Raw genomic sequence first — 22,384 nt, forward strand, 5'->3', positions numbered from 1 at the left:
CCATCCATGCCATTGGAACATATCATCGTCAAGGGCGCACGCGCCCACAATCTGAAAAACATTGATGTGACGATCCCGCGCGACAAGTTTGTGGTGCTGACCGGCCTGTCGGGTTCGGGCAAATCGTCTCTCGCTTTTGATACCATCTATGCCGAAGGGCAGCGCCGCTACGTGGAATCCCTGTCCGCCTACGCGCGGCAGTTCCTAGGCCAAATGGACAAGCCGGATGTGGACTCCATCGAAGGGCTCTCCCCGGCCATCTCGATCGACCAGAAGACCACCAGCCGCAATCCCCGTTCCACGGTGGGCACCGTGACCGAAATCTACGACTATCTGCGCCTCTTGTACGCCCGGATCGGCAGGGCAATCTGCCCCGAGCACGGGATTGAAATCCAGTCGCAAACCATCGAGCAGATGGTGGACCGGGTGATGGAGTATCCGGAACGGACCCGGCTGCAGATCCTGGCGCCGCTCGTGCAGGGGCGCAAGGGTGAGCACGTCAAGCTGTTGGAAGATATCCGCAAGCAGGGGTTTGTCCGCGTGCGCGTGAACGGCGAGGTGCGCGACCTGTCGGAAGACATCAAGCTGGAAAAAAACAAAAAGCACAGCATCGAAGTGGTGATCGACCGGATCGTGGTCAAACCGGACGTGCGCTCCCGGTTGGCCGATTCGCTGGAAACGGCGCTGCGGCTTGCGGACGGCAAGGTGATTGTCGATGTGATCGACCAGGAAGAGCTGCTGTTCAGCGAAAAGCACGCCTGCCCGATTTGCGGCTTTTCCATCGGGGAGCTGGAGCCGCGAATCTTTTCCTTCAACAGCCCGTATGGAGCGTGTCCGGAGTGCGACGGCCTGGGCGTCAAGATGGAGGTAGACCCCGATCTGGTCGTGCCGGATTGGCGCAAAACCCTCCAGGAGGGAGCCATTGAGGCCTGGGAGCCGAAGTCGTCCACCTACTACCCGCAGCTGCTGGAATCCGCCTGCCGCCACTTCGCGATCAGGATGGATATCCCGTTTGCGGAGCTGCCCGAGGAGCATGTGCGCATCCTGCTGTACGGCAGCAACGGGGAGAAGATTCACTTCCGCTATGAAAACGAGTTCGGGCAGGTGAGGGAAGCGGTTGTCCCGTTTGAAGGTGTCATTCCCAACCTGCAAAGACGCTATGTGGAGACCAGCTCCGACTATATCCGCGAACAGATCGAAAGCTATATGAGCCAGAAACCCTGCCATGTCTGCAAGGGCCAGCGGCTGCGTCCCGAGAGCCTGGCCGTCAAGGTGGGAGGCAAAGCCATCTCCGAGCTGACCGATCTGTCGATTACAGAGGCGTTCCGTTTCGTGGACAGCCTGGAGCTGAATGAAAAGGAAGCGAAAATCGCCCACCTGATTTTGAAGGAAATCAAATCGCGCCTGCATTTTCTCATTGATGTGGGGCTCGATTACCTGACGCTGAGCCGCGCGGCGGGGACGCTGTCCGGCGGGGAAGCGCAGCGGATTCGCCTGGCTACCCAGATCGGCTCCAGCCTGATGGGGGTTCTGTATATCCTGGATGAGCCGAGCATCGGGCTGCACCAGCGGGACAACGCCCGGCTGATCAAGACGCTGGAGCACATGACCCGTCTGGGCAACACCCTGATTGTCGTGGAACACGACGAAGACACGATGCTGGCGTGCGACTACATCATTGATATCGGCCCGGGAGCCGGTATTCATGGCGGGCAGGTGGTGGCTGCCGGCACGCCGGAAGAAGTGATGAAGAACGAAGCGTCGCTGACCGGCGCCTATCTGAGCGGCCGCAAATTCATTCCGGTCCCGCTGGAGCGGCGCAAGCCAAACGGCAAGTGGATTGTCGTGGAAGGCGCCCGGGAGAACAACCTGAAAAACGTGACCGTCAAGATTCCGCTCGGGCTGTTCGTGGCGGTGACCGGTGTGTCCGGCTCCGGCAAAAGCACGCTGATCAATGAAATCCTGCACAAAGCGCTCGCCCGCGAGCTGAACGGGGCGAAAGTGAAACCGGGGGCGTACCGCAGCATCAGCGGCCTAGAGCATCTGGACAAGGTGATCGATATCGACCAGTCCCCGATTGGCCGTACACCGCGCTCCAATCCGGCCACCTACACGGGGGTATTCGACGATATCCGCGATCTGTTCGCTTCTACCAATGAAGCGAAGGTCCGGGGCTACAAGAAAGGACGTTTCAGCTTCAACGTCAAGGGAGGGCGTTGTGAAGCGTGCAGCGGGGACGGGATCATCAAGATCGAGATGCACTTCCTCCCTGACGTTTATGTGCCGTGCGAAGTGTGCCACGGCAAGCGGTATAACCGGGAGACCCTGGAAGTCAAATACAAGGGCAAGAATATTGCCGACGTGCTGGAAATGACCATCGAAGATGCGTTGGAATACTTCCGCAACCTCCCGCGCATCGAACGGAAAATCCAGACCCTGATCGATGTCGGCTTGGGCTACATGAAGCTGGGGCAGCCGGCCACGACGCTCTCCGGCGGGGAAGCGCAGCGGGTCAAGCTGGCCTCCGAATTATACCGCCGCAGTTCCGGACGGACGCTCTACATTCTGGATGAGCCGACGACCGGCCTGCACACGGATGATATCGACCGCCTGCTCAAGGTTCTGCAGCGGCTGGTGGAGAACGGCGACACCGTCCTGGTGATCGAACATAATCTGGATGTGATCAAAACCGCCGACTATATCATTGACCTTGGGCCGGAGGGCGGTACGGGCGGCGGGCAGATCATCGCCACCGGCACCCCCGAAGAGGTGGCCAAGGTGAAAGAATCGTATACGGGGCAATTCCTGGCGCCGATTCTGGAGAGAGACAAGGCGCGGACACAGCAGCGTTTGAAAGAGCTGGTCTCCAAATAGGGAAAACGGGGGAGAGAGAATGGACTACGCCGCAATGATGCTGGCAGCACTGCCGGACCGGCTGGTGGAAAAGGCCAAAGCCTATTTCGACGGACAGGACCCGGCTCACGACTGGTATCACAATCTGCGCGTCATGGCGCTGTGCGAACGGATCGGCCGTGAAGAAGGGGCGGAGATGGAGGTGCTCCGCCTCGCCGCGCTCCTGCACGATATCGGTCGGGCCGAAGAGAGGCGGACACAGGAGTGCCATGCGGAGATCAGCGCGCGCGAATGCGTTCCGCTGTTACGGGCGGAAGGCTATGACGATAGCCTGATCGCCACGGTTCAGAAGGCCATTCTCACCCATCGCTTTCGCAGGAACAATCCCCCGGTGACCCTGGAGGAACGCATCCTGTTCGACGCGGATAAGCTGGATTCGATCGGGGCGATCGGCGTTGCCCGGGCATTCGCTTACTCGGGAGTGCTCGGACAGCCCCTGCAGGCGGATGATCCCGCTCAACATACCCCGGCCCGGGAGTTTGCCCAAAAGCTGATTCACCTGAAGGAGCGGCTCATGACCCCGACTGCGCGGGCAATCGCCGAACAGCGCCATGCCTTCATGGTCGCCTTTTTTCAGCGGTGGGAGAGTGAATGTCGGGGGGAAGGGTAGGATGAGAGCATGATCAGATGGCTGATTCGACTGCTGTTAAACGGAGGGGCGCTGCTTCTCGTGAGCTACTGGTTTCCGGAAGTAAAGGTAGAAAGCTATGCGGTTGCGGTGCTCGCGGCGTTTATTTTGGGGCTGGTCAATACGGTGATCCGGCCGGTGCTGATGTTTTTGACCATTCCGCTGCGCATGATGACGCTCGGCCTGTTTTGGTTCGTCGTCAATGCGGTCACATTCGCGCTGACGGCCTACCTGATTGACGGCTTTGAGATCGGAGAATGGCCGATGTCGCTGGTAACCACCATCTTGGCGGCAGCGACCATGAGCTTTCTCGGCTGGATCATCGATCTTGTCTTTCGGAAGAGTGACGATTGATGCGCATGAAAAGGCCACCGGCTTGTCCAGCCGGTGGCGTTGCTTTTACATGATGACCAGTTTTATTCACCGCGCAGATGCGGTGGTTTGGGTTCGTGCCAGACTCCCATTTTCAGGATGCCCATCAGATTCAGGGCAGACAACGCTGCAAACACGCCGCACGACATACGAAGCACTTTCTTCATCATCGCGAACCAACCCTTTCCATATTTTTTTCGATTTGAGCCACCAGACGAAACGTTGTCGGGAGCAGATGGAGAGATTGGAGCAGAGCAGCGAATGCGTATAGGAATGCAAGATGACTGTAACCGAAATATATCAAAAATTCAGCGATCACGCAACCAAATATTAGCAGATTCAGGATAATGATTCGACATGCTTTTTTGATAGATTCTTTTGTGCTCACATAGGTATGTTCCGCCGGGGCGTAGCGATAATTAATAAAAAAGGAGACAGCGAAAAAGGAAAGAACAATCCCGTACGAAAGCATCCTGGGGACGGAGAGATGGCTGATCGCACTGGCAGCCAATGTCATGGTCGAGACCCCCAAAATCAGGCAGGTCCATACGTTTTTGAAGTGAATGCCGCCGGTAAAGCTCCGGTGCAAAAAGTACAGAGCTGTGAGAGCGATGGTATAGAACAAAACGCCTGCCAGGGAGGAGAGGAGAACGAGCGCAGCGGCATTGAGCAGATTTATAATGGTGATCTCAATGCCGTGCGAGATTTGGTCGACGGAATACGGGCTGTCTTCCGGAATGATTCGTTTGGCCAGCCGGATCGATACTTTTTCAGTCCAACTCATAGGCAGCACCCCTTCTCTTTATCGTGGAAAGGCTATGCGAAAACTGGTGATTCCGTTATCGGAGCGAACGCTGATGTCGCCTCCGTATCTGTCAATTACATGCTTTACGACCGCCAGACCGACACCTCCTTCCCCGTTCCGCTTTGTCGTGAATCCCAGCTCGAAGATGCGCGCCAGTTTCTCCTGCGGGATCGTGGGGCCGCTGTTTTCAATATAGAGAAACTGTTCGGTGTCGTTCTGGCTCCAAACGAGCCGAATGAAGCGGTTCTCTTCCACTTCCTGCTGCGCCGCACGGATCGCATTGTCGAGCAGATTCCCCAGCACCTTGATCAAGTCGTTCGTCCTGATAAAAGAAAACTGGGTAGGGTTTGTGACCTGGATGGAAAAAGCGATGCGGTCGGCCAGACAGATGGCCATTTTGGAATGAAACAGCGCGGTTACGGCAGGGCTTTTGATCCCTTCCACGACTTGTCCGCTGGTCTCCACCAGGCGCTCCACTGTAGCGGCTTCCTGCAGCTGCTGCTTGACATAATCTTTGCCAAGCTCATACATGCCCTGCTGCAAAAATCCGTGAATAGCCGTGTAATGGTTGATCGCATCATGTTTGATGGAACGTATGGCTGTCAACAGGTCATGGATGTTTTGCAAATAGGGCGTTCCGGCTTCTTCCTCGACACGGGTGATCGTCTGCGACAGGTAAGAGCGGAACAACAAGATCATAATCACAAACAACACGAAGATGGCCAATTGCAGGAATGCTTGCTGTTTCGTGGAAAGAATCAGCAAAAAATCAGAGTTGTACAGCACCATGAAGAAGGAAGTATTCAGAAACAGAATCAGCAGAAATTCAATGCTTCCCACAAGGATGAGCCAAAACAGATAGTTGTTGTTTCTTTTTTGGGGCACAAGGTGCCGAATATCAAATCTGGTTTTCCGCAAAAGAAAAGCGGTCAGAAACAACGTGCCCAGATAGCTGAAGCTGCCCAAATATTGGTAAAACGGTGAGTGAAAGACATCGTTTAACGTCATTTGAAATGCGTTAAACATCATCGTTACGAGGAGTTCTGCAAGGCTGATTACAGCAAAGGCACTCGTGCTGATGAAGACCGATAACACCATGTTTTCTTTAAAGAAGAGAATCAGGAAAAGCGTCATGATGACAAACAAAGAAAGAATGCGCAGTTGATAGGGAATGCCAAAAAATGCGATCACTTCACCGGCAGCTGCCATGATACAGCTGAATGTCAGCACTTTTTTCCACTGCGGGCGGATTGATAGATTGAAAAAAGCAAAACCGATCATCGTCATTAAAAAGGCTTCGGGAATATCGATGAACAAGAACCGGACGATGAATTCCACCCGTGTTCCCCCTTTCAAATTCGGAATCTATGGGTCTTTGGTGTGAAAGATTTGCACCATTCAAAGCCGAGGCTGTTATTGGAGTCATGGGCGAAAGGGCAGGAGAAAGAGGGAAATGCAACCATTTCTCCATCCCTATCTTACTGTAAATGCTTGAAGCAAGTAAATCTTAGGTATAATTCCTGCCGGGAAGCAGGACAGGTTGTCCTGCGGTACCGCGGTTCGCTACAATGGAAATACGGATGCAGGACAGAGATCCCATGCGAAAGGGAGAGAGAGCATGCGCAAGACGAAAGTAAGCCACGTGATGGAGCATTTTAAAATGAAAGTGCTAAGCGGCGAAGAAGGGCTGGGACGGGAGATTACGGTTACGGACTTAAGCCGTCCCGGACTGCAGCTGGCCGGTTATTATTCGCATTATCCCGCCGAGCGCATTCAACTCTTCGGATTAACCGAAATCGAATTCCTGGCAACGCTCTCCCGCGAAGAGCGGATCGAACGCATGAACGTGTTGATGGACGAGCGGACCCCATGCTTTGTTGTGGCGAGGAATTTGTCGGTCAGTCCGGAGGTTCTGGAGATATCCAACCAGCGTCAGCTGCCGATTCTGCAATCCCCCCTGGCGACCACGTCGCTGGTGAGCAAGCTGACTAACTTCCTGGAGAATCGGCTGGCACCGACCACCACCATCCATGGGGTGCTAACCGATATCTACGGGGTCGGGGTCTTGATCACCGGATCGAGCGGGATCGGGAAGAGCGAGGCGGCCCTGGAACTGGTCAAGCGCGGCCATCGGCTGGTGGCCGACGATGCTGTAGAGATACGGCAGACGCAGGCCGGACAGCTGGTCGGCAGCGCACCCGAATTGATCCAGCATCTGCTGGAAATCCGCGGCGTCGGCATCATCAACATCATGACCATGTTCGGTGCCGGTGCCGTCCGCAATGTGAAAAACATCGCCATGGTGGTCCAACTGGAATTGTGGGAGCAGCACAAGCAGTATGAACGGCTCGGCCTGGATGAAGAAAAGATCAAAATCATGGATACGGAGATCCCGCTGATTACCATTCCGGTGCGGCCGGGCCGCAACCTGGCGGTGATTATCGAGGTGGCGGCGATGAACTTCCGTCTGAAGCGGATGGGGTACAACGCAGCCGTCCACTTTACCAAAAAGCTCACGGAAGCGATTGAAGACAGCGATGCGGATCTGTAGGAGAAGAGGGAACAGCGCATGAGGCGGACCACAAGATATCCGGTCAACGGTGCCAATCCGCTTTGGCAGATGTATCGGACCGTAAGCTTTTGGAAGGTCGTGAAAAATTTTATCGTGATTCAGATCGCCCGCTACTGCCCGTTCCTTTCCTGGAAGAACTGGCTGTACCGGACGTTTCTGGGCATGAAGGTCGGGGATCACAGTGCGATTGCGCTGATGGTGATGATGGATATCATGTTTCCCGAAAAGATCTCGATCGGTTCCAATTGCGTGATCGGCTACAATACGACGATTCTTGCCCATGAATATCTGGTTGATGAGTATCGGCTCGGTGAGGTTGTGATCGGCGACAGGGTGTTGATCGGCGCCAATTCCACCATTTTGCCGGGGGTTGTCATTGGAGAGGGTGCAGTGGTGGCTGCCGGGACACTGGTTCACAAGGATGTGCCGCCGGGTGCTTTTGTCGGAGGCAATCCGATGCAGATCATCCGGGAAGCGGAGCGGTAAGTTCGACAGGGTGGGGGGCTTGTTGCTCCCCCCCTGTCTTTTTTGTATTCATTGGCTATCGCCGAGTGGGTGGAGCGTTCGCTTAAGTCGGCGGGGTATTCTTACAAATAAAAAAGCAATCCCCTTGCGGCAAAGGGAATCACTTCCGTATGAGATACGGTAACTGGCTGGCAGTGGTACCTTGATGAAGGTACGGTAGCCCCTTTAGTTTTGCGCCGCTGACTTTCGCCAGGTTTGCCTTTGTCGCTCGTTATGCGGTTATCTTTTCCAATTTCATCATAACAAATATTCGGAAAAGGGTGTAGAGGAAATTGTAATCCTTCTAATTGTGCGACAATTCATATTCCCGTTGACCTCCCTTCATTTCCGTGTTAATCTTCAGTTATCTTCTTACACTTTAGTTTATTAGCAGAGTAAAGTGTGTTCGGGAGGAACTGCCATGAGCAAGCCGTTGGTGTTTGAAAAACCGCTAGGGATGCGGGATATACTGCCGGAGTCGCTGGCGAAGCAACGGCATTTGGAAAAGCTTTTGCGGGCATGCATCACCCAATGGGGGTATGAGGAGATCATCACCCCTTCCCTGGAGTATTACGATACCGTGGGAGTAGCCAGCGTGACGCTGGCAGACCGGATGTTCAAGCTGTTGGATAAACAGGGACACACCGTGGTACTGCGTCCGGATATGACAACCCCGATTGCGCGTGTGGTCTCTTCTCTTTATAAAAATGTTCCGCTGCCGATCCGGCTCTTTTACCAGACCAATGTTTTCCGGGCGCAGGAGAAGGAAGCCGGGCGCAACGCCGAGTTTTTCCAGACCGGCGTGGAATTGATCGGGGACGGCACGGTGGACGCCGATGCGGAAGCCATTGCGCTGGCGGTCTTTTGCCTGAGAGCGGCGGAGGTGCCGGCCTTTAAGATTGCGGTCGGGCATGTTGACTTTGTGGACGGCTTGCTGGAAGAGACGGTTCCGGATGAAGCGGTGCAGGCGCAGCTGCGGCAGTATTTGCACGATCGGGATTACGTCGGGTACCGGCATCTGGTTGATGGGCTCCCCATCCCCGAAGAGCACCGGCACAGACTGCGGGCCTTGCTCCATCTGCGCGGAGGCGGGAACAAGATCGCGGAAGCGCATGCGCTGACGGTAAACGGGAAGGCGCGCAGGGCGGTGCAGACCATCGCCTCCCTGTGGGAAGCGCTGGACGCATACGGGGTGACCGATGATCTGCTGCTCGACTTCAATCTGATCAGCAACCTGAATTACTACACCGGCATTGTGTTTGAAGGATATGCCGCCGATCTCGGTTCCCCCTTGCTGGGCGGCGGGCGTTACGATCATTTGCTTGGTCAGTTTGGACGGCCCGCCCCGGCGACCGGATTCGCGTTGAAGATGGACCGGCTGATGCAGGTGACCGCCGTGGCGGTGCCGGATCAACAAGAGCGGATTCTGATCGGATATACGCCTGACCGGCGCGCGGAAGCCCTCAAGGAAGCGCAGCGATTGCGGGAGGCAGGCAGCATCGTGGTGACGCGGATGGTGGAGAATGAAGCCGACTTTTTCGCCAACCGACATGAGACGGCGGGCAGGGTGATGTTTCTTACCGGGAAGGAGGATGGCCGATGAGCAGGGGCGCACAGGGGCAAAAGCTGACGATTGCCATGCCGAAAGGGCGCATCTTCGAGGAAGCGGTCGGGTTCCTGCAGCAGGCGGGCCTGCAGGCGACCGGTGAGCTGAAAGAGTCCCGCAAGCTGATTATCCCGGTGGAAGGAACCAACCTGCAGTTTCTCCTTGCCAAGCCGATGGATGTTCCGACCTACGTGGAATATGGCGTGGCGGACGTGGGCGTGGTGGGCAAGGATGTGCTGCTCGAAGAAGAGCGCGATGTGTATGAACTGCTGGACCTGCGGATCGGCTTCTGCCGCATGATGGTGGCCGGACTGCCCGGTTGGAAGCCGACGGAAGCGCCCCGTGTGGCGACCAAATATCCGCGGATTGCTTCCCGGTTCTTTCGCGAGCAGGGCCAGCAGGTGGAAGTGATCAAGCTGAACGGTTCGGTGGAATTGGCGCCGTTGATCGGGCTGGCTGATCGGATCGTCGATATCGTTTCGACGGGCCAGACGCTGAGAGAGAACGGCCTGGTGGAGCTGGAGCATATCTGCGACATCACGACCCGGCTGATTGCCAACCGCGCCAGCTACCGCATGAAAAGCGAAGAGGTGGATACGATCGCCCAGCTGTTCTGGCGGGCGATTCCGAGGAGGGAGAGCAACGGATGATTCGTTTGGTGGAGGCGGCCCGTTTTGAGACGAGACGGAGCCTGGAGAGCGGCACGCAGGCCCAGCAGGATGCCGTACGGACGATCCTGGCGCGGGTGAAAGCGGAAGGCGACGCTGCGGTGCGGGCGTATACAGAAGCGTTTGACCGCGTTACGCTGCAAGATTTCCGGGTCTGCGAGGAAGAGTATGCGGAGGCGGAGCGGCTGGTGCCGTCCGAAGTGGCGGCGGCGCTGCGCGAAGCGGCGGAGAATATCCGTGATTATCACCGCCGCCAGCTGCGGCAGTCCTGGTTCACGACCAAAGAGAGCGGCACGCTGCTCGGCCAGATCATCCGCCCCTTGAAGCGCGTCGGGTTGTACGTCCCGGGGGGAACGGCGGCGTATCCCTCATCCGTCCTGATGAATGCCATCCCGGCGCAAATCGCCGGGGTCAAGGAGATCGTGATCACGACGCCGCCCGGCAAGGATGGCAGGATCAATCCGGCGATCCTGGTGGCGGCGCGCATCGCGGGTGTGCATGAGATTTACAAGGTGGGCGGCGCCCAGGCGATTGCGGCGCTGACCTACGGGACGGAACAGATTGCGCCCGTGGATAAAATCGTCGGTCCGGGCAACATCTATGTCGCCCTGGCCAAGCGAGAAGTATTCGGGCTGGTTGATATCGACATGGTGGCAGGCCCGAGCGAGGTCGTGGTCCTGGCCGATGAGACGGCCGACCCGCGTTACGTGGCGGCCGATCTGCTGTCGCAGGCGGAGCACGATCCCCTTTCCTCCGCCGTCCTGGTAACGCCATCCCGGTCGCTTGGGGAAGCGGTGGCTGCCGAGCTGGAGAAGCAGTTGGCCGAGCTGCCGCGCCGGGAGATTGCCGAAGCGTCCATCCGCAACCATGGGGCAATCTGCCTGGTCAAGGATCTGGAGGAAGGGTTTGAAGTCGTCAACAGGCTGGCTCCGGAGCATCTGGAGCTGCTGATCCGGGAGCCGATTGAACATCTGGGAAAAGTGGCAAACGCCGGGGCCATCTTTTTGGGCCCGTACAGCTCGGAGCCGGTGGGCGACTATTTCGCGGGGACCAACCACGTGATCCCCACCAACGGCACGGCCCGGTTCTCATCGCCGCTGTCGGTGGATGATTTTGTGAAGAAATCGAGCGTCGTCTCCTACAGCAAGCAGGATTTGCAGGCGAATGGCGCCAAAATCATCGCGCTGGCGGAACAGGAAGGCTTGACCGCCCACGCGCGCGCCATTCAGGTGCGTCTCGACGATTTTGCCAAACGGGGGGAGTAAGATGGAGAGCAGCCAGCAGCAGCGCAGCGCACGCATAGACCGAAAAACCAATGAGACGGAGATCTCGCTTGCCTTTGCCATTGACGGGGAAGGGCGCAGTGAACTGGACACCGGCGTTCCTTTTCTCAGCCACATGCTGGATCTGTTCGCCCGCCACGGCCACTTTGATCTGACCGTGAAGGCCAAGGGCGATATCGAGATCGATTACCATCATACGGTGGAGGATATCGCCATCTGTCTGGGGCAGGCCTTGCGGGAAGCCTTGGGAGACAAGAATGGCATCAAGCGCTACGGCAGCGCCTTCGTGCCGATGGATGAGGCGCTTGCCCACGTGGTGATTGACCTGAGCAACCGGCCTCATCTGGAGTACCGGGCGGCTTACCCTTCCGCGCAGGTGGGCCAATTCCCGACCGAGCTGGTTCACGAGTTTCTCTGGAAGCTGGCGCTGGAAGCGCGGATGAACCTGCACGTCATCCTTCATTATGGTCTCAATACCCACCACATGATTGAAGCGATTTTCAAAGCGCTGGGACGGGCGCTGGATGAAGCAACGACGATTGATCCGCGCGTCAAGGGCGTGCCGTCGACAAAAGGGGTTTTGTAACATGATCGGCGTGATCGATTATGGCATGGGAAATCTGTACAGCTTGGGCAAGGCGTTGGAGCGTCTCAGCTGCGCTTACGAATTGGCGTCGGAAGCGGAGAAGCTGGATCGCTATGACGGGCTGATTCTGCCGGGGGTCGGCGCGTTTGGCGATGCCATGCGCAATATCCGCACGCTGGGGCTGGAGACGCCGATACGCCGTTATGCGGAAAGCGGCCGCCCGATTCTGGGCATCTGTCTCGGCATGCAGCTGCTCTTTACCGCGAGCGAAGAGCATGGGCAGCATGAAGGGCTTCATCTGCTTGCCGGGGAAGCGGTTCGCTTTCGCGGGGACTTTAAGGTACCTCACATGGGCTGGAACCAGCTGCGGCTGAAGAAAGCGAACCACCCGCTGCTCGCGGAGGTGCGGGACGGCGATTATGTCTATTTTGTCCACTCGTATCATGTGCGGGTGCAGGATGATGCGGACTTGCTGGCCATCACCGACTATCACCAGGATGTCACGGCGATCGTGGCGCGGGGCAATGTATACGGGATGCAGTTTCACCCGGAGAAAAGCGGCGAGACAGGCATGCGCCTGTTGGCCAATTTCGCCGGGCTGTGCGAGGGGGTTTTGCGATGAGCTTCACCATCTATCCGGCCATTGATATTCGCGGCGGCAAATGTGTCCGGCTGTTTCAGGGCGACTACGCCCAAGAGACGGTTTATGGCGATTCGCCGCTGGCTGTTGCGCGGGAATGGGAGTCCCAAGGAGCGGCATGGCTGCATCTTGTCGACCTGGATGGAGCGAAGGAAGGCAGACCGGTCAACTTCGAGCTGATCGCCTCGATCGCGCGGGAAGTAAAGGTGCCCGTACAGGTTGGAGGGGGCATCCGTACGGAAGGCGATATCGCAGCGTATCTGGAAGCGGGCGTCGCGCGGGTGATTCTGGGGACGGCCGCCATGGAAGACCGGCCGTTCACCGAAAAGGTGCTGCGTGCCTACGGGCCGCGCATCGCCGTCGGATTGGACTGCCGGGGCGGCTGTGTGGCGACCCGCGGATGGCTGACCACCACGGATGTGAAGGCCGTTGATCTGGCGGCCGAGCTGGTCGGCTATGGAGCCGAAACGTTCATTTATACGGACATCGCTCGCGACGGTACCTTGACCGGTCCGAACGTCACGGAGATTGTGGAGCTCGCGCGCGCCACGAAGAAACAGGTGATTGCCTCCGGCGGGGTAAGCGCGGTGGAAGACCTGCAGGCGCTGGCGGCGTATGCGGCGGAAGGGGTAGGCGGGGCCATCGTCGGCAAGGCGCTCTATACCGGTGCTATCAAGCTGAGCGACGCGCTCAGCCAGGTAGGGGGACGTGGTACCCATGCTGGCTAAGCGGATCATTCCCTGTCTGGACGTGAAAGAGGGGCGGGTCGTCAAAGGCGTGCAGTTCCTGGGGCTGCGGGACGCCGGCGATCCCGTCGAACTGGCGGCCAAATACAGCCGGGAAGGGGCGGACGAGCTGGTTTTCCTCGATATCTCCGCCTCCCATGAAGGACGCAAAACCATGATCGACGTCATCGAACGCACCGCCGCCCATATCACGATCCCGTTCACGGTGGGGGGCGGCATCAATCAGGTGGAGGATATGAAACGCATCCTGCGGGCGGGGGCCGACAAAATCTCGCTAAACACCGCGGCTGTCCTGCGGCCCGAACTGATTCGCGAGGGGGCGACCGTCTTCGGTTCCCAATGCATCGTCGTCGCGATCGACGCCCGCCGGACAGGGGAGAACAAATGGGAAGTCTTTACCCATGGCGGACGCAACGGAACCGGCCGGGACGCGGTCGAATGGGCGCAGGAAGTGGAAGCGCTGGGCGCCGGGGAGATCCTCCTGACCAGCATGGATGCCGACGGCGGGAAAACGGGGTATGATCTCGCGTTGACGCGGGCTGTTTCCGAAGCGGTCGGGATTCCCGTGATCGCGTCGGGGGGAGCGGGGGCCGCCGCCCATTTCGTGGAAGTCTTTACGGAAGGGAAAGCGGACGCCGCTTTGGCCGCCTCCATTTTCCACTATGAAGAGACATCGATTGCCATGGTGAAACGTTACTTGCAGCAGAAGGGAGTCGTGGTTCGCCCATGATCGAGACATTTCCCTGGGAGCGCCTGCGTTTTGATGAGGAAGGCTTGATACCCGCCATCGTGCAGGATGCGGTCAGCAAGGAAATCCTGACGCTTGCCTATATGAACAAGGAATCGTTAACGAAAACGCTGGAGACGGGCGAGACCTGGTTCTGGAGCCGTTCCCGCCAGGAACTGTGGCACAAAGGAGCCACCTCCGGCCATACCCAGCGGGTCGTCTCGCTGCGGGTTGACTGCGATGGCGACGCCTTGATCGTCCAGGTGGTGCCGAACGGGCCCGCCTGCCATAACGGCACCTACACCTGCTTTGCCGAATCGGTTGCCCTTGCAGCGGCGGCCGACGAACCAAAGCGCGCGGAAACCTCGGATCGTTTCGCGATTCTAAATGAGCTGGAAGCGCTGGTGGCCGCACGCGAGGTCGAACGCCCGGAAGGCTCCTACACCACCTATCTGTTCGAAAAAGGCGTGGACAAGATTCTCAAGAAGGTGGGGGAAGAGGCAGCGGAAGTGATCATCGCCGCCAAAAACCGCAGCCACGACGAACTGCGCTATGAAGCGGCCGACCTGCTGTATCACCTGCTGGTCCTGCTGCGGGAACAAAAGCTCCCGCTGGACGAGGTGCTGCACGAATTGAAAACACGCCGTTAGCCATCAGGCCGCTTTCCTTGACTGGAAGGCGGCCTTTCATGATATATTGGAAAGTTTAAGTACTTTAAAGAGCTAAAGCGAAGGTAGAAAGGTTGAGGGGCCCCCGCCGACACCAGCGTTAGCTTAAGTCGGCGGGGTTTTCATGTTGCTGGAAAATGTTGTGTATAATAGAAGGGCAAACGGTGTGCTCAATGCAGAGGGGAGGGAGAGGGATTGGGGCGGTTTCTTGCTTGTCTGGCATGCCTACTGTCCTGCTGGCTGGCGGCGGTGCCTGCGTCCGCGGTGAATGATCAGGAAGTAATCCGCGTTGCCTTTGACCGGAACCTTCCGCCTTTTTCGTCCGTCGATGAAAACGGGGATGCCGCCGGTCTGTCGATCGACCTGATTCGGGCGATCGCCCAGCTGCAGGGTTATCGGGTGGAATGGGTTCCGGCTGAATGGGAGGATGCGCTGGCCCTGTTGAAAAACGGCAGGGTGGATGTGATCGCCGGCATGAAATATACGAGCACCCGGGACAAGCTGTTCGATTTCAGCGAATCGTATTTTACCATGTCAGAGGTCCTGCTGGTGCCCAAATCCAACCAAAGCATCTACACGCTGAACCATCTGAAGGACAAGGTGGTTTCCGTCCAGCGGGAGAGCACGTCCATCGACCTGCTGGAAAGTGTCAGAAGAGTGAAAATGCTGGTTGCTTTTTCGGAACCGGACGCCATTCAATATCTGGTGCTCGGCCGGTCCGACGCTTATATCGGCAATCGCTGGACAGCGGAATATACCCTGCGCAAGCTGCACAAATGGGACGAGTACGAGGCGCGTTCCGGCATGATCAATCCGACAGACTATGCCTTGGCGGTACGGGAAGGCAATTATGCCCTGCTGCATGAACTGAACGACGGATTGGCGGCGGTATACCGGGACGGCACCTACAGCCGCATCTACAGCCATTACTTTGAACCTTATGCCGCCCATCTGACGGATTTCTGGCGCAAAATGGTGATCGGCCTGGTCGGGTTGATCGCCGTGATCGCCATGGGGCTTTTGCTCAGCTTTTTCTGGAACAAGCGGTTGAAAGCGGAGGTGCGGAAGCAAACGATGGCCCTGGCCGACTTCCTCGCCTTTCAGCGCACGGTGCTGGACAATACTGAAAGCGCTATCATTTCCCTTGATCCGGACGGCAGAATCACGCTGATCAATCAGACGGCCCGACAGCTCTTGCATCTCGATGAAGGCGCGATGGGGGACACGCTGGAAAAACGCTTGCCGCAGCTGCTGATTCCACCGGTGTGGAAAGCGGGAGAACGGCGGCAGTACGAGGGGGAAATCCATTACAGCGATGGCACGCTGCGGATTCTTCACTACTATGTGGCGCCGTTTGCCAACCGGATCGGGGAAGCGGCAGGGTGGATCGTCAGCCTGCAGGACCGGACGGAGCAGAAGCATCTTCAGGCGCGCCTCATCGCGCAGGAAAAAATGCGGGCGCTCGGCCAGCTCGTAGCCGGGATTGCCCATGAGCTGCGCAATCCGCTCACGGCCATCAAGGCATTTGTTGAGCTGCTGCCGCGCAAATTGGACGATCGGCGGTTTCGGGACGAACTGCTCCGCTATGTGCCGGAAGAGGTGGAACGGATGAACAGAATCCTAGAGGATTTGCTGGACTATTCGCGCAGCAAGCCCATCCAGATGGAGAAGGTCTACATCAAAGAGCTGGTCGGTTCCGTCAGCGGGTTGTTCGCCAAACGCTTTGCGGCGGAGGGGATTGATGTGGAGCTGCAGATTCCTGCTGAAGCATGGGTGTGGGGGGATCGGGCGCGGCTTAAGCAGATCCTGATCAACTTCGTGCTCAATGCGATGGAGGCAATGGCGTGCAAGGAAGAAAAACGGCTGCGCCTGGCGCTGCGGGAGGCAGGGAACGAACTGCGTCTCTCGATCACCGACACGGGCGAAGGGATCGCGGAAAGCGACCTTCCTCATCTGTTCCAGCCTTTCTATACGACGAAGAGCCAAGGCATCGGCCTGGGCTTGTACCTCAGCGATCGAATCATGCGCGAACACGGCGGCCGGATCGAGGTGACCAGCCAAAAGGGAAGGGGAAGCACGTTTATCCTTTGTTTTAGGCCGGACCGGCAGCCGGACACCGAGAGGGAGGAGGAAGCGTATGCGGAAGCTGCTAATTATCGACGATGAACCGGCCATCTGTTCGTCGCTCACCTTTGCGTTGGAAGACGAGTATCGGGTGTGGACCGCCCAGGATGGTGAGACGGGCATGATGCTCCTGGAACAGGAAGGGATCGACTGCGTCTTGCTGGATCTCAACCTGGGAGCGGAGAACGGCCTCGACTTGATCCACAAGCTCAAGGCAGCCAAGCCCGATGTCACGGTTATCATGATGACCGCCTACGGCACGATTGAATCCTCTGTTGCCGCGATGCAGGCAGGGGCGTTTCACTATTTGACAAAGCCGCTTCATCTGGATGAGGTAAAGCTGCTGCTCGGCAAGGCGATGGAATACCGCCAGCTTCACCAGCAGGTGAAAGAGTTGAGTGAAGCGGTCAAGCAGACGCAGAGCTGCGCGGGGCTGGTGGGGAAAAGTCAGCCGATGGTCAAGCTGTTCGAACTGATCGAGCGGGTGAAGGATATTCCGTCCAATGTGCTGATCACCGGGGAGAGCGGCACGGGGAAAGAGCTGGTGGCGCGGGCGATCCATCACCTGGGCGCTCGCAGCAGCGGCCCCTTCCATGTGATCAACTGCGCGGCCATTCCGGAGAATCTGCTGGAAAGCGAATTGTTTGGCTATGAAAAAGGGGCGTTTACCGGCGCGTTTCAGCGGAAGCCGGGATTACTGGAACGGTCGCACGGGGGAACCGTATTTCTGGACGAGATCGGCGAGATGCCGCTTGCCCTGCAGGCAAAAATTCTGCGCGTCCTGCAGGAACGCGTCGTCACTCCGCTGGGCGGGACGGACGCGAAGGAAGTGGATATCCGCATCATCGCCGCCACCAACCGCAATTTGCAGGAGGAAGTAGCCAAAGGCACTTTTCGCGAGGATTTGTATTATCGCATCAACGTCATCCCGATCCGAACGCCGGCCCTGCGGGAAAGGCGGGAAGACATCCCGCTGCTGATCGAGCATTTTCTGACTGTCAGCGCTTCCAATATGGGGAAGCCGCGGAAAACCTGTACACCGGAGGCGCTCAAACTGCTTTACGATTACGGTTATCCCGGCAACGTCCGTGAATTGGCCAATCTGATCGAGTATGCCGTAGCGCTATCCCGCGAGGAACAGATCACGCCTGCGGATCTGCCTCCCGTTGTCTGGCAGCAGAGGCAGGAAGCGAAGACGGGAGAGTCCGGCGAACCGGGTCTTTTCATTCCGATCGGGATGACGCTGGAGGAAGTGGAGCGCGAGGTGATCCTGACGACGCTCAGCCATTATGGCGGCCATCGCCGAAAGACGGCGGAACGGTTGGGGATCAGCGAACGAGGGCTGCGGCAAAAACTGAAACAGTATCTGGGGGAGGAATAATGTACCGCTGCGGCAAAAATTGCCTGGGGGAAGCGGCATTTTTTGCCGGGTTGAGTCCATCTCTCCCGCATCGCGGCCCCGTGGAACCTGCGAATGGAAGGAGATGCCCGGTTGGCACGGTCCTTGCTACTCCCTCTGATCGAAAGCGCTTTCATCTATCAGAGAGGGGGAATCTACACGTGTTGAAAAAAATGGTCTCCATGTTCGCGTCCGCGCTGCTGGTGCTGACCGTAACCGCCTGTGGACAGGCGCCTGCCGCCAATACCGGCGGTTCGGAAGCATCTCCTGCGGCAGGCGGCTCGGAGCAGAAATTCCTGACGATTGCCACAGGAGGAAGCTCGGGGCCCTATTACACCATCGGCGGCGCCATGGCGAAGCTCTACAAAGAGAAGCTTGGCTACAATGCCTCGGTGCAATCGACCGGCGCTACCGTGGAAAATGTAAATCTGCTGAAGGCAAAAAAAGTGGACCTGGCGTTCGCGATGTCTGACGCGGTTTCTTTCGCCTACAACGGAACCGAAAACTTTAAAGAGAGCGGCCCCATTAAGGATCTGCGGGCCATGGCGGGGCTTTATTTGAACTATGTCCAAATCGTCACGCTGAAGGATCGCAACATCAAGTCGGTTGCCGATCTGAAAGGCAAGCGCGTGGGCGTCGGCGCGCCGAACAGCGGCGTGGAAGTGAACGCCCGCATGGTGCTGGCCGGCCACGGGATTACGTATGACGATATCAAGCCGGACTATCTGTCCTATGCGGAAGCGATTGAACAGTTGAAGAACAATGCCATCGATGCCGCGTTCGTTACGTCCGGTCTGCCCAACTCCACCGTGATCGATCTGATGACCACCAAGGATGTGGAAATCGTCCCGATTCAACCGGCGGACGTGGACAAACTGGCGCAGCAGTATCCTTTCTTTGTGAAGGCGGAGATTCCGGCAGGCGTGTACAAAAACGATCAGCCCATTCCGACGGCCGCCATCCGCAACATCATGCTGGTGCGTGCCGATCTGTCCGAGGATCAGGTATACAAGCTGACCAAAATCTTTTTTGAAAATATGGACGCCCTGGGACAGGCGCACAGTGCAGCCAAGGAGATTGATATCAAAGAAGCGGGCAAAAACCTCGTGGTTCCGCTCCATCCGGGTGCGGAAAAGTACTTGAAAGAGGTTGGCGCGAACTGACCAACCTTTCTGCAGGGGAGGAAAACAAGATGATCAAGTACCGCTTACCCCTTTTCCTCCTGTTTGTGGGGCTCATCTTGACGGGGCCCCATCCCTTTTTTCTTCTTCGTGATTTCCACACCCACCGAACGGTAGCGGCTGTTCCGGTCTGGCCGGGCGACAGGTTTTCCGTGGAGTGGACCCACTCCGTCGAGTTGACGCCCTGGCGGGAAACCTATGAAGTGGCCTGGCCGGACGGGATCAGACTGATCGAAACGGCGTTCCGTTCGTTTGGGGCGGGGGTGCCGACCGTGTTTGAGCATGCGAAGGTGCGCGTGCAGGGGGGCTGGGTCGTGGTCACCGGGCTGGATGATCGGCGGGATGAGGTTGTCTATTTGATTTCACGCGATGATTACAAGCTTACGGTCGGCGCGCAAACATGGAGATTGCCCGATCTTGTGCCGCTTGATACGTCTCTTGAAATGAGCGTGGCATGGCGGCCGTGGTGGTATCGGGTGCTGTTCAGACCGGATGGAAAGGATGTGAAGGCAGTTGAATCATGATGTGAAGCGGCCCCATGCGGAAGAGGTGCGGGAGAACGAGGCGAAAGCCCAGGCGGTGCTGGAAGCGTATGACAGGGAGGCCGGATACCGCGTCTTTGAGAACAAATGGCTGAGGCTTCTTGTTTCCTTCATCGCCATCGCATTCGCCCTGTATCATCTTTATACGGCTTTCGCCGGTCCGCTTGTGACGCTGAAACACCGTTCCCTGCACGTTGCCGTTATTTTGTGCCTGATTTACTTGCTCTACCCCGGGTGGAAGGGGGCATCCAAAAAGAGGCTCTCCCTGTTCGACGCGTTTTTGGCCCTGCTCTCCCTGGGAACGGCGGGATATATATTTATCTACTATCTGGAGATCGTCAATCGGGGAGGGATCCCTTCCACGGCTGATGTTGTTTTTGCGACCATCACCTGCTTGCTTGTCCTGGAGGCTTCCCGGCGGGTTGCCGGCTGGGAGTTGGCGGGCATGGCGGTGATTTTTGTCGCTTATGCCTATTTGGGACCGTATCTGCCGGGGGAGTTTGGCCATCGGGGGTATACGCTGAGCGATATTTTCAATTACATGTATGTGACGACGGAGGGGATCTACGGCGACGCCATCGCCGTTTCCGCTTCGTACATCATCCTGTTTATCATCTTTGGGGCATTTCTGTCCAAGTCCGGCATGGGCACGCTCTTTAATGATCTGTCGCTCGCGCTGGCCGGGGGGAGCAAGGGCGGACCTGCCAAAGTGGGAGTGATCGCGAGCGCCATCCATGGCTCGATTAACGGTTCTGCCGTCGCCAGCGTGGTGACGACCGGTTCGTTTACCATTCCGATGATGAAGAGGGTGGGGTATAAGCCCGAATTCGCCGGAGCGGTGGAAGCGACGGCGGCGGTGGGGGGACAGATCCTGCCGCCGGTGATGGGGGCCGCTGCGTTTATTATGGCGGAAACATTGGGCGTCTCTTATATTACGATTGCCATCGCCGCGTTGATTCCCGCGCTGATGTACTACTTCGGGCTTCTTGTACAGGTTCACCTGCGGGCGGACAGAGACGATCTTCGCGGCTTGCGCAAGGAGGAACTGCCCAAACTCCGGGATGTGATGAAAGAGCGCGGGCATCTGCTGCTCCCGTTGGTCATGCTTGTCGTACTGTTGATGCTTGGGTATTCGCCGACGTTTGTGGCTTTCTTTACGATTGTGGCGACCGTTGTGATCGCGGCCTTCCGCAAGTCCAGCAGGATGGGTCTGCGGGATATCCTGCAGGCGCTGGAAAACGGTGTGCGGGAAACGCTCGGCGTCGCAGCGGCCTGTGCGGCTGTCGGCATTACGGTCGGTGTGTTCAGTTTGACCGGGTTGGGGTTGAAGCTGGCAAACATCATCCTGATGATGGGACAGGGAAGCTTGTTCATGACCCTCGTTTTCACCATGATCGCTTCTATCGTACTCGGGTTAGGGCTTCCCTCCATTCCCTGCTATATCATCACGGCGACCATGGCGGCTCCTGCCCTTTCCAATTATGGGATCGATCCGCTGATCTCCCATTTGTTTGTCTTTTATTTCGGCGTTATTGCCAACCTGACCCCTCCTGTCGCGCTTGCTGCGTTTGCCGGGGCGGGAATCGCCGGTTCCGAACCGCAGCGGACGGGATGGATCTCCTGCAAACTGGCTTTGGCCGGGTTTATCGTCCCCTTTATTTTCGTGTATAAACCGGGCATGCTGATACTGAACGCGAGTGTTGCCGATATTGTGACGGCCACCATTACCACGCTGTTGGCGGTGATTGCACTGGCAGCCGCGACGGAAGGGTTTCTGTTTGCACGGCTGAATTGGCTTGGACGGCTGCTGCTCATTGCTTCCGCGCTTGCATTCGTTTTTGCGGATTGGATGTATACCGCCGCAGGCATTGCGCTTCTGCTGGCCGTTTCCGTTTATCAATACAGAAAGAAAAGGCATACGGTGATCATACAAGCATAGGGTGAAAAAAGAATCGGAGAGATGCTCCGGTTCTTTTTTCTACAACTTCGGTTGATCCACATTTCCCGTCCTCCGGCCTGCGGCAACGGTGCGAAGCTCCATTCCTTGCGGAACCTCCATGATAAAAAGAACTGTTTTTCTTCCGGTAGATTACCTTTTTTTACTATTGATTTTACTCGGGGTAATGTGATAGAGTATTCACTGTCGCCGCTGAGCGATACGGGAAACAAATGAGTCACATTGCGAGAAATTCATGCTTGACTCTTAAAGTATGAACGTGATATAGTAGCAAATGTTCGACTCGATGCTCTTTGAAAACTGAACAGCGAACGCGTGAAGCGAGCCAAGTCATTCTTTGAGAATGAAGCTTTGATCAATATCTTTCGATTTATTGGAGAGTTTGATCCTGGCTCAGGACGAACGCTGGCGGCGTGCCTAATACATGCAAGTCGAGCGGGGGCCTTCGGGCCCCAGCGGCGGA

At 57.2% G+C, this 22,384-nt stretch carries 21 protein-coding genes, 1 rRNA gene and 1 riboswitch; of the genes, 19 read left to right on the forward strand and 3 right to left on the reverse strand.

Going from position 1 to position 22,384, the window contains the following annotated elements; genetic code table 11:
- The first annotated feature begins 6 nt into the window (after positions 1-6).
- From uvrA to G3578_RS11040, 3 genes are read left to right on the forward strand one after another with little or no spacing between them, the layout of a single operon-like run.
- A complete protein-coding gene (gene uvrA / locus G3578_RS11030; protein ID WP_165212583.1) occupies positions 7-2,874 on the forward strand; it encodes an excinuclease ABC subunit UvrA in 2,868 nt (955 codons plus the stop codon).
- A gap of 19 nt (positions 2,875-2,893) precedes the next feature.
- Positions 2,894-3,523, forward strand: a complete 630-nt coding sequence (locus tag G3578_RS11035; RefSeq protein WP_165212585.1) for an HD domain-containing protein — start codon at positions 2,894-2,896, stop codon at positions 3,521-3,523.
- A gap of 9 nt (positions 3,524-3,532) precedes the next feature.
- On the forward strand, positions 3,533-3,895 hold the full coding sequence (locus G3578_RS11040; RefSeq protein WP_165212587.1) for a phage holin family protein: 363 nt from the start codon (positions 3,533-3,535) through the stop codon (positions 3,893-3,895).
- A gap of 62 nt (positions 3,896-3,957) precedes the next feature.
- On the opposite strand, the gene G3578_RS21165 is transcribed toward G3578_RS11040, so the two are convergent.
- Genes G3578_RS21165 through G3578_RS11050 form a run of 3 tightly spaced genes read right to left on the reverse strand, consistent with a single transcriptional unit; the run spans position 3,958 to position 6,056 of the window.
- Complete coding sequence (locus G3578_RS21165) at positions 3,958-4,083, reverse strand: hypothetical protein (protein ID WP_277603138.1); 126 nt, start codon at positions 4,081-4,083, stop codon at positions 3,958-3,960.
- Complete coding sequence (locus G3578_RS11045; protein WP_165212589.1) at positions 4,080-4,697, reverse strand: accessory gene regulator B family protein; 618 nt, start codon at positions 4,695-4,697, stop codon at positions 4,080-4,082. Before G3578_RS11045 ends, G3578_RS21165 begins: the two co-directional genes overlap by 4 nt.
- 18 nt (positions 4,698-4,715) lie before the next feature.
- Positions 4,716-6,056 (reverse strand): ATP-binding protein, encoded by a 1,341-nt coding sequence (locus G3578_RS11050; RefSeq protein WP_165212591.1) that lies wholly within the window; start codon positions 6,054-6,056, stop codon positions 4,716-4,718.
- A gap of 280 nt (positions 6,057-6,336) precedes the next feature.
- Here G3578_RS11050 and hprK point away from each other — a divergent pair, with 280 nt between their 5' ends.
- The 16 genes from hprK to G3578_RS11130 all read left to right on the forward strand — a co-directional run.
- Positions 6,337-7,269 (forward strand): HPr(Ser) kinase/phosphatase, encoded by a 933-nt coding sequence (gene hprK / locus G3578_RS11055; RefSeq protein WP_165212593.1) that lies wholly within the window; start codon positions 6,337-6,339, stop codon positions 7,267-7,269.
- 18 nt (positions 7,270-7,287) lie between these two features.
- Positions 7,288-7,776 (forward strand): acyltransferase, encoded by a 489-nt coding sequence (locus G3578_RS11060; protein WP_165212595.1) that lies wholly within the window; start codon positions 7,288-7,290, stop codon positions 7,774-7,776.
- A gap of 155 nt (positions 7,777-7,931) precedes the next feature.
- Positions 7,932-8,025: riboswitch (cyclic di-GMP riboswitch) on the reverse strand.
- 190 nt (positions 8,026-8,215) lie between these two features.
- Positions 8,216-9,397: an ATP phosphoribosyltransferase regulatory subunit gene (locus tag G3578_RS11065; RefSeq protein WP_165212597.1), complete on the forward strand. Its 1,182-nt coding sequence runs from the start codon at positions 8,216-8,218 to the stop codon at positions 9,395-9,397.
- On the forward strand, positions 9,394-10,050 hold the full coding sequence (gene hisG / locus G3578_RS11070; RefSeq protein WP_165212599.1) for an ATP phosphoribosyltransferase: 657 nt from the start codon (positions 9,394-9,396) through the stop codon (positions 10,048-10,050). Before G3578_RS11065 ends, hisG begins: the two co-directional genes overlap by 4 nt.
- On the forward strand, positions 10,047-11,333 hold the full coding sequence (gene hisD / locus G3578_RS11075) for a histidinol dehydrogenase (protein WP_206529622.1): 1,287 nt from the start codon (positions 10,047-10,049) through the stop codon (positions 11,331-11,333). Before hisG ends, hisD begins: the two co-directional genes overlap by 4 nt.
- Before the next feature lies 1 nt (position 11,334).
- On the forward strand, positions 11,335-11,937 hold the full coding sequence (gene hisB / locus G3578_RS11080; protein WP_165212601.1) for an imidazoleglycerol-phosphate dehydratase HisB: 603 nt from the start codon (positions 11,335-11,337) through the stop codon (positions 11,935-11,937).
- A gap of 1 nt (position 11,938) precedes the next feature.
- Positions 11,939-12,559, forward strand: a complete 621-nt coding sequence (gene hisH / locus G3578_RS11085) for an imidazole glycerol phosphate synthase subunit HisH (protein WP_165212603.1) — start codon at positions 11,939-11,941, stop codon at positions 12,557-12,559.
- Positions 12,556-13,305: a 1-(5-phosphoribosyl)-5-[(5-phosphoribosylamino)methylideneamino]imidazole-4-carboxamide isomerase gene (hisA, locus tag G3578_RS11090; protein WP_165212605.1), complete on the forward strand. Its 750-nt coding sequence runs from the start codon at positions 12,556-12,558 to the stop codon at positions 13,303-13,305. Before hisH ends, hisA begins: the two co-directional genes overlap by 4 nt.
- Entirely contained in the window at positions 13,295-14,053 is a 759-nt protein-coding gene (gene hisF, locus G3578_RS11095) for an imidazole glycerol phosphate synthase subunit HisF (protein WP_165212607.1), read from the forward strand. The genes hisA and hisF overlap by 11 nt, the downstream gene beginning before the upstream one ends.
- Positions 14,050-14,700, forward strand: a complete 651-nt coding sequence (hisIE, locus tag G3578_RS11100; RefSeq protein ID WP_165212609.1) for a bifunctional phosphoribosyl-AMP cyclohydrolase/phosphoribosyl-ATP diphosphatase HisIE — start codon at positions 14,050-14,052, stop codon at positions 14,698-14,700. Before hisF ends, hisIE begins: the two co-directional genes overlap by 4 nt.
- 213 nt (positions 14,701-14,913) lie before the next feature.
- The gene (locus tag G3578_RS11105; RefSeq protein WP_165212611.1) at positions 14,914-16,884 is read left to right on the forward strand and encodes a transporter substrate-binding domain-containing protein; all 1,971 of its coding nucleotides are present in this window, start codon (positions 14,914-14,916) and stop codon (positions 16,882-16,884) included.
- A complete protein-coding gene (locus G3578_RS11110) occupies positions 16,856-18,223 on the forward strand; it encodes a sigma-54-dependent transcriptional regulator (RefSeq protein ID WP_165212613.1) in 1,368 nt (455 codons plus the stop codon). The genes G3578_RS11105 and G3578_RS11110 overlap by 29 nt, the downstream gene beginning before the upstream one ends.
- A 182-nt stretch (positions 18,224-18,405) precedes the next feature.
- Entirely contained in the window at positions 18,406-19,404 is a 999-nt protein-coding gene (locus G3578_RS11115) for a TAXI family TRAP transporter solute-binding subunit (RefSeq protein WP_206529634.1), read from the forward strand.
- A gap of 29 nt (positions 19,405-19,433) precedes the next feature.
- Complete coding sequence (locus G3578_RS11120) at positions 19,434-19,946, forward strand: DUF1850 domain-containing protein (protein ID WP_165212615.1); 513 nt, start codon at positions 19,434-19,436, stop codon at positions 19,944-19,946.
- On the forward strand, positions 19,936-21,903 hold the full coding sequence (locus G3578_RS11125) for a TRAP transporter permease (RefSeq protein ID WP_206529623.1): 1,968 nt from the start codon (positions 19,936-19,938) through the stop codon (positions 21,901-21,903). The genes G3578_RS11120 and G3578_RS11125 overlap by 11 nt, the downstream gene beginning before the upstream one ends.
- Before the next feature lie 388 nt (positions 21,904-22,291).
- Positions 22,292-22,384: ribosomal RNA gene (locus G3578_RS11130) — 16S ribosomal RNA — on the forward strand; the annotation flags it as partial.

It is taken from the genome of Brevibacillus sp. SYP-B805 (assembly GCF_011059135.1).
Lineage (GTDB): Bacteria > Bacillota > Bacilli > Brevibacillales > Brevibacillaceae > Brevibacillus_F.